Here is a 7,624-nt window from a genome sequence, read left to right as displayed (position 1 = left end):
CTGTCCTCGGGCAAGTCCGCGGGGCGATGTGGGCATCACCACCTACACATTCCAAGAGGTTCTTCCATAAAGTCTAACATAATTGGCAGCCGACGTTGGCAAGCCCCAGGCGGACAGCGAGGTACGAGCGAATTCCGCCGGACGGTTTCGATGCGGCTGCACTAGAAAATTACTGTCCTCGGGCAAGTCCGCGGGGCGATGTGGGCATCGCCTTCTACACATTCCAAACAGATACAACAAAACGGACTGCATTGCTACAATCCGTTCTGTGATCTGCGTTCAGTTTCCGATCAGAATTCGATCTTGCCGTACAAGCCGGTGTTAAGTTCGTCCTCCGGCTTCGGCTTTTTATAATCCCGTTCGAAGCTGGTCTTCATGGAATCCAGATTCTTCCGGCGGAAATCTTCCGGCTTCTTTTCCCGATAGGGACGCTTGCCCCCGCGGTTCTGACCGCCCTTGCCGCCGCGGTTTCCGCCGCTGCGTCTGCCGGTGGTAGAAGAAACTACGACCTTCCGGTACGGATCTTCGCCGACGCTCTTGGAAGTCACACCCTCGATCTCCGAGATCTTGCTGTGAATGATGCGGCGTTCATAGGGATTCATGGGTTCCAGCGTGGTGGAACGACCGCTGCGGAGCACGCTCCGTGCGATCTTTTCTGCCAGCTGTTCCAGTGTCTTGCGACGCTTTTCCCGATAGCCGTTGCTGTCCAGCAGCAGGCGGCAGTAATCCTCGCTGTCCTTATTCACCAGAATCGATGCCAGATACTGAATGGAATCCAGTGTTTCGCCTCGTCTGCCGATGATCGTGCCGCTTTTATTATCGCTGCGAAGTTCCATGCGAATGCCGTTTGCGGTACGCATGGTGCTGATGGTCACGGTGATGCCCATAGCAGCGTAAATGTCTGCGATATACTGTCTTGCACGGAGCAGGTTCGGGGACATTTCGCCCTCGGTCAGAATGGTTTCGATCGCTTCGGACTCCATGCCCCGTGTGGGCGAATTGTCGTCCTTGTCAATAATGATCTCCTCCACGGAAGAAACCGCTTCCTGTACCGGTCGGGAAACCGGCATTGCCGGTGCGGCTTCTGCCTGCGGCTGCGGGGCTTCCGGCTGTTCCGGAGCCTTGGCTTCTGTGGTTTCTGCTGGTGCAGCTTCTTCTGCTGCTTCGTACACTGCTTCTACCTGTGCTTCCCGCTTTACCTTTCCGAAAATTCCTTTTTTCGGTTCTTCCAGAATGCGGAACACGATCTGGTCTTCAGAAACGCCGAACTTTTCGACCGCCAGATGCTTTGCTTCTTCGATGCTTTTTGCAGTGAAAATCTCTTTCATTCTCATTCATCCCTTTCCTTGGTAATGGGATTTCACAGGGCGGTTCCCTGTGAACTGTAGTAATTGATTTTTCGCGGACGATTATTTCTGATCCCCGCTGCCCTCGGTGCTGTCGGATTCGTCATACGTTTCGCCGTACTTTTCTGCCATGCGTTTCCGTGCGTCTTTCAGCACCTGCTGGTTATACTTGTTCAGTTCCGAACGGGACATATCCTTGGTTTCTTCTACATATTTTTCCCGCTGGTTCATGACGTCATTGCCCTGCTGTACGTCCATCATACGCTGCATGAAGCTCTTTTTGCCGTTGGCGTATTTCTTGGCATTCTTCTGGTTTTCCTTTTCGCAGATCGCCTCGATACGCTCCTTGGTGAAGTAGCAGTTCAGACCGACGCTCTGGATCAGGGAGAAGAAGGACGAGCATACCCAGTAGAAGCCGACACCTGCCGGCACCTGAAATGCGAACCAGACGGAGAAGATCGGCATTGCATAGAGCATGATGTTCATGCAGCCCATATTCGGCATGCCGGGATTCTTTTTCTTCTGGTAGATCTGCATATAAATGGTCAGTGCCAGCTGGAGCACGCCGGACAGCACCGGAATCAGGAACAAGCCGATCGCGGTAGCGTTCCACACGTCAGGGTGCCACGACGGCACTTCGCCCAGATTGATGCCGAACAGGTTGAACTTGTCATAGAATTCGGTCATCTTTGCGGAGAGGTTGTCCCCCAGCACGCTCTGGAATGCACTGGCATCGCTGTGCTGTGCACTCAGGATCGCCAGTTCCCGCCGGAGGCTGGTGCCCTGCTTGGCGAGTTCCGGATTGACATTCCGGACGATCTCAAAAGCACTGGAGATCACGCTGTCTTTCATCTTGAGGATAAAGGACAGGGGCTTATATACAACGTCCAGAATGCCGAACAGGATAAAGAACTGGAGGAACATGGGCAGGCAGGAAGCACCGGGGTTGATGTTTTCCTCCTGATACAGTTTCATCTGTTCTTCCTGCATCTTCTTGGGGTCGTCCTTATACTTTTTCCGCAGCTTTTCCAGCTTCGGATTGAACCGCTGCATTTTTGCGGAATTTTTCTGCTGCTTATACGAAATGGGAAACAGGATCAGCTTGGTGAAGATCGTGAACAACAGGATCGCCAAAGCATAGTTGTCTACCAAGTCGTAAATCAGACGCATGATCCAGCCGAACGGCTTTCCGCACAGATCATATAAAAAATCACTCATAAAATTGTTTAACCCTTTCTGTTGTGTCGTATTGCCCGCACATACCGCCCGAAGACCTCCCGCGGCGGATCCAGATGTTCCGGAACGTAATCGATACCGCCGGGATTCCACGGGTGACAGTGCAGCAGACGCCGCAGGGCGAGAAAGCCGCCCCGCAGCACACCAAACCGCAAAATTGCAGTCTGTGCATAACAGGAACAGGTCGGATAAAACCGGCACACAGCCGGAGTTAGGCGGGAGAATTTCTGGTACAGGCGGATCAGTGCCGCCGCCAGATACCTCATTTCGGTTTTCCCCCTTCCGACGGCGGTTCCACCAGTTTACGGATACGGCGAACGCCGCTTCCTGCCAGATAGTCACGCAGTTGTGTGGAGCGAATGCCCACAATAGAGGGCAACGCCACAATGACCATGTCCATTCCCACCGGCATCAGGTGTTCGGTTTCCCGATATGCCTGCCGGATCACACGGCGGGCACGGCTGCGTTTTACGGCACACCCGACTTTTTTCCCTACGGTAATGCCCAGCCGGTTATACTTTCGTCTGGTCTTTCGCAGATAAATAATCGCATACGGCGATGCAATCTTTTTTCCCCGCTGATACAGCAGCTGAAAGTCCCGATTCTGGTTGAGGATCACTGTTTTCTCCATTGCTTGCACTCCATCTTTTTGTGTTCAGAGCCTGTTGACGGTTTTTACCGGAAAAAGCAAAAGCGTACCCCGAATCTTCCGTGTGCCGGCTGCGGACTGTCTGACCTTGTACCATGGCGGTATGGGTCAGTTTTCCGCAGCCGGCACATCGGCGAATTCAGAATACGCTCCTCGAAAAAACAAAAGACCACAAACCAATGGCGTTGTGGTCCGACTTCGATCAGTGGCTCAGTCTTGCTCTGCCCCGTGCTCTTCTGCGAGCTAAAACCTTTCTACCGTTCGCAGTGGCCATTCTCTTGCGGAAGCCATGCACCTTTTTCCGATGAATCTTCTTCGGCTGATATGTTCTCTTCAAAACAGTACCTCCTTTCTCGCTCAGACGGCAGAACTGCCGTCCCACAGATTCCTTGGAAGTCCACCCAGACCGGACGAGCCTGTCTGCGTGAATCCATTTACCATATATTATAACGGATTCCGTTTTATTTGTCAAGCCCTCCGGCAAACTTTTTTGCGAAATTTTCGGCTTTTTTTCTTTTTCCACAGGTTCTCCACAGCTGTTTTGGGCAGGCTGCACGGATTTTTTGTCGGTTTTTGACGTTTTTTACAAAGACAATTCCGCCGGCTGACCCAGCGTTCCGGAGCAGGACAGCATTCCGGCAACGCGGCAGCCGGCTCCGGTGCCCGCGTTTTGCCGTTGCTGCCTGAACCATTTTCCACGCTGCACCGCCTGTGGAAAACGCCCGTTTTTTGTCCGTTTTTGCTCTCCACAGTTTCCGCAGGTTTCCACGTGGAAATTTTGTGGAATTCATAAAGTTTTCCACAATAGGGGTTGATTTTCCACAGATGATGTGGTATACTATTATATTAAGAATACCTGTTGAAAGACAGGTGGAAAGTCTGCGGAAAACGGTTTTCCACAACCACCGTTCCGCAGAATTCGCCTGTCCGGCAGACCACGGAGATCCCCGCAGATCCTGCCGGACAGGCTTTGAAGTTACATAAGGAGGATCCCCCATTTATGAATTCAATTGATGAAGCCTTCTCCAGTGTCAAACAGTACTGCCGGAAAGAGGGCCGGATCTCAGAAGCTGCCATGAAGCTCTGGATCGATATTATGAAGCCGGTACAGCTGGACGGCTCGGTGGCAGTGTTCACCGTACAGTCAGAGTTCCAGAAAACCGTTGTTATGAACACCTACAATGCCCTGCTGAAAGAGGCATTTCTCAACGTGCTGGGACTGGATGTCAAGATCCAGATCAATGTCGTCACACCGGAAGAAAATGACAACCCGCTTTCCGAAAACAGCAACGCCAAGGATTACGATGAACTGGCACGCCGCCACGAGGAACTGGAACACAGCTTTGAGGGTGCCAACTATGAGTACACCTTCGCCACATTCATTGTCGGCGGCTCCAATGAGTTCGCCTACGCTGCCTGCACCGCCGTGGCAAAAGAACCGGGCAAGAACTACAACCCCCTGTTCATCTACGGTCCCTCCGGTCTGGGAAAGACCCACCTGATGCACGCCATTGCCAACCAGGTGCACGAAAATCACCCTGAATACAAGATCATTTACGTCACCAGTGAAGAATTCGGCAACGACTTCCTCTCCTGCATCAACGACAACAACATGGCTCGGTTCCACGACAAGTACCGGAACGCCGACGTGCTGCTGATCGACGACATTCAGTTTTTCAGCAACAAGGAACGCATGCAGGAGGAATTCTTCCACACGTTCAACAAGCTCCACGCTGAGGGCAAGCAGATCGTGATCACTTCGGATAAGCCGCCCAAGGAACTGAAAACGCTGGAAGAACGTATCCGCAGCCGGTTCGAGTGGGGCCTGATCACCGACATCAGCACACCGGACTTTGAAACCCGTATCGCCATTATCCGCCGCAAGGCAGAACTGCTGGATCTGTACATTCCCGACGATGTGGCAGAGTTTATTGCCAACCGTCTGAAAACCAACATCCGGCAGCTGGAGGGTGCCGTCAAGAAGCTGAAAGCCCTGAAGCATCTGGCAGGTTCGCCCCCGTCCATTTCCATGGCACAGAGCGTCATCAAGGACATTCTCAGCGACGACCAGCCGGCTCCGATCACCGTGGAGAAGATCATTCTGGAAGTGGCTGACGTGTACGGCGTTTCTCCGGAGGATATTCGCAGCAGCAAACGCTCCAGCCAGATCTCCACTGCCCGCAAGGTGGCGATCTATGTGGTCCGTGAGATCACCCAGATGCCCCTGCAGGCGATCGGCACGGAATTCGGCGGCCGTGACCACTCCACCATTGTCTACTCCATCAGCAACATTGAAACGGCAATGAAGCACGATGACCATCTGAAGCAGCTGGTCGAGGACACCATCAAAAATATCCGCAACAAAAGCCACGCATAGAGAACTGGGAAAGGACACTGCAGAACATGTGGAAAACAGGATTTTGCAGTGCTTTTTTGCCGATTCCACAGGAATTCCACCGGCGTCGGCAAGTTTTCCACATGCGTTTCAACAGTCTGTTGAAAATCCATGTGCAGAAAAAGTGCCCGCTGTGTCCGCGGCATTTAACAGCTGTAGAAGCGGGCTTGTGGAATCTGTGGTAGAAAGCTGTGGAATGTGTTTTCCACAGCTTGTGGAAGCGGTATTTCGAGTACGTCAGGTTTTCCACGGTTTTTTCCACAAACTTTTGTTTTCCACTCCACAAACTTTCCACTTTTCCCGTGTGGAAAAAGCTTTCCACTTTTCCGGAAACTTTCCACAGGCGGTCTGTGGGAAAGATCTGCCCGAAATTCCGAGGAGAATCTGCGGTTTCCACTTTTCCAGAGCCTCTATTATTACTACTATATATTCTTTTCTTTGTATTCTGTCTTTTCGCAGCTTCGCTGCAAAAAACAGCGGATAACATGTGCTGTGCACAGTGGATGGACAGCAAAAAACTGTCCGTGATACAGCTGCAAAAGCAAGAAAAACGGCTGAACTGCGTGATGTTTTCTGTCCGCGAAGTGGCTGCAAAAGGACAATCGGAAAGACATCGGACAACACAGATACAAAACGGATATAGCGTTGTCCGGGACACACGTTTCGAACCCCATTCAAAATTGACCGATCCATTGGATCTGAATAAAGGAAGACGACCCATGATAAAATTTACTTGTGACCGACAAACATTCTATACTGCCATTACCCATGTGGCAAAGGGTGTTTCTCAAAAATCCACCATTCCGGCACTGGAACGCCTGAAGCTGCGGCTGGATCACGACAATCTGGAACTGACCGGCTATGATCTGGAATTCGGGATCCAGCGGAGCATTGAAGTCGAATCAGACTGCTCCGGCGAATTTGTGATCCTTCCCCGTCTGCTGAGTGAGGCTGTCCGCCGGTTCTCCGGCAATATGGTAACCATGGAAGTGGATGACAACTATGTGGTAAAACTGTTCTGTGATGCCACCGAGTTTCAGATCTCCGCCATGTCCTCTGAGGAATATCCGGCTCTGCCCAGTCTGGATCTGAACGTCGGCATGCAGATCGAACAGCCGGTATTGAATTCCATGATTCGCCAGACAAGTTATGCAACTTCTGTCAGCGAGGCGAAACCAGTGCTCACCGGCGAATTGTTTGAGGTGGAGGGCGATACCCTTCATGTGGCAGCCATTGACGGCTACCGGCTGGCAGTCCGGCAGGAACCCATTTCCAGTGCGGAGAATTACCGTTTTGTGGTTCCCAAACGGATGCTGCTGGAAGTGGCAAACATGCTCCACGATGACGCAGAGGAACTCTGCACCATTTCTGCGGATCGGCGGCACGTGGTATTCGAATTCAACGGCTATACGGTATTCTCCCGCCTGCTGGAGGGCGAGTTCCACAACTACCGCAGCAGCATTCCTGCCAGCTATGAAACTGAGATCACTGTGGACACCAGTGCCCTGACCCGTTGTCTGGAACGCTGTTCCCTGCTGATCAGCGGTAAGTACAACGCACCGGTTCGCTGCACGTTTGCCAACGGCAGTCTTGGCGTGTGGTGCAAGACCGGTATTGGTGAGATCAACGACAAAATTCCGGTGGAGATCAGCGGCAAAGATGTCACCATCGGTTTTGATAACCGTTTTCTGTTGGACGCTGTCCGTGCGGCAGACTGCGACAAGGTAAAAATCCAGCTGAGCGGCGGCAATCGCGTGGCAAAACTGGTTCCGCCGCAGGGCGAAAGCTTCATTTTCCTGCTGATGCCGATCCAGCTGCGGGGATAAGCGTGTCACACAGAATGTTTCACGTGAAACAAGGACAGTGCTGCTGAGGGGAAACCTTTTCTTAATGTGTTGGATTTTACGGAGAAATCTCTTGGAACGTGTAGGGGGCGATGCCCACATCGCCCCGCGGACTTATGTATAAGCCTCCCCTGAAAGGGGAGGGGGACCAGCG

Annotated in this window: 8 protein-coding genes; 3 read left to right on the top strand and 5 right to left on the bottom strand. The window is 52.3% G+C overall.

Translation table 11 applies throughout. From position 1 onward, the window contains the following. Positions 1–290 precede the first annotated feature (290 nt). From jag to rpmH, 5 genes are all read right to left on the bottom strand, one after another. Positions 291–1,334, bottom strand: a complete 1,044-nt coding sequence (jag, locus tag RUMCAL_RS11365; RefSeq protein WP_021683036.1) for an RNA-binding cell elongation regulator Jag/EloR — start codon at positions 1,332–1,334, stop codon at positions 291–293. Between the two features lie 75 nt (positions 1,335–1,409). After that, a complete protein-coding gene (locus RUMCAL_RS11360; RefSeq protein WP_021683035.1) occupies positions 1,410–2,564 on the bottom strand; it encodes a YidC/Oxa1 family membrane protein insertase in 1,155 nt (384 codons plus the stop codon). Positions 2,565–2,572: 8 nt separating this feature from the next. Beyond that, positions 2,573–2,848, bottom strand: coding sequence for a membrane protein insertion efficiency factor YidD (gene yidD, locus RUMCAL_RS11355; RefSeq protein WP_021683034.1), 276 nt, complete (start codon positions 2,846–2,848; stop codon positions 2,573–2,575). Continuing rightward, entirely contained in the window at positions 2,845–3,213 is a 369-nt protein-coding gene (rnpA, locus tag RUMCAL_RS11350) for a ribonuclease P protein component (protein WP_021683033.1), read from the bottom strand. The genes yidD and rnpA overlap by 4 nt, the downstream gene beginning before the upstream one ends. A gap of 220 nt (positions 3,214–3,433) precedes the next feature. Next, positions 3,434–3,568 (bottom strand): 50S ribosomal protein L34, encoded by a 135-nt coding sequence (gene rpmH, locus RUMCAL_RS15160; protein ID WP_084194420.1) that lies wholly within the window; start codon positions 3,566–3,568, stop codon positions 3,434–3,436. A gap of 663 nt (positions 3,569–4,231) precedes the next feature. Here rpmH and dnaA point away from each other — a divergent pair. The 3 genes from dnaA (at position 4,232) to dnaN (ending at position 7,452) form a co-directional block, all read left to right on the top strand. After that, positions 4,232–5,608: a chromosomal replication initiator protein DnaA gene (gene dnaA, locus RUMCAL_RS11340; RefSeq protein ID WP_040648075.1), complete on the top strand. Its 1,377-nt coding sequence runs from the start codon at positions 4,232–4,234 to the stop codon at positions 5,606–5,608. A 28-nt stretch (positions 5,609–5,636) separates the two neighbouring features. Beyond that, positions 5,637–6,110 (top strand): hypothetical protein, encoded by a 474-nt coding sequence (locus tag RUMCAL_RS15620; protein ID WP_156902540.1) that lies wholly within the window; start codon positions 5,637–5,639, stop codon positions 6,108–6,110. A 235-nt stretch (positions 6,111–6,345) separates the two neighbouring features. Next, a complete protein-coding gene (dnaN, locus tag RUMCAL_RS11330) occupies positions 6,346–7,452 on the top strand; it encodes a DNA polymerase III subunit beta (RefSeq protein WP_242823512.1) in 1,107 nt (368 codons plus the stop codon). Positions 7,453–7,624: the final 172 nt, after the last annotated feature.

The sequence above is a fragment of the Ruminococcus callidus ATCC 27760 genome (genome assembly GCF_000468015.1).
GTDB lineage: Bacteria > Bacillota > Clostridia > Oscillospirales > Ruminococcaceae > Ruminococcus_C > Ruminococcus_C callidus.
This window is presented reverse-complemented; position numbering and strand designations above follow the sequence as displayed.

Bases quoted from the DNA above. Each gene is read 5' to 3' on its own strand.
- jag (WP_021683036.1), bottom strand. From the start codon at position 1,334: ATGAGAATGAAAGAGATTTTCACTGCAAAAAGCATCGAAGAAGCAAAG.
- RUMCAL_RS11360 (WP_021683035.1), bottom strand. From the start codon at position 2,564: ATGAGTGATTTTTTATATGATCTGTGCGGAAAGCCGTTCGGCTGGATC.
- yidD (WP_021683034.1), bottom strand. From the start codon at position 2,848: ATGAGGTATCTGGCGGCGGCACTGATCCGCCTGTACCAGAAATTCTCC.
- rnpA (WP_021683033.1), bottom strand. From the start codon at position 3,213: ATGGAGAAAACAGTGATCCTCAACCAGAATCGGGACTTTCAGCTGCTG.
- dnaA (WP_040648075.1), top strand. From the start codon at position 4,232: ATGAATTCAATTGATGAAGCCTTCTCCAGTGTCAAACAGTACTGCCGG.
- dnaN (WP_242823512.1), top strand. From the start codon at position 6,346: ATGATAAAATTTACTTGTGACCGACAAACATTCTATACTGCCATTACC.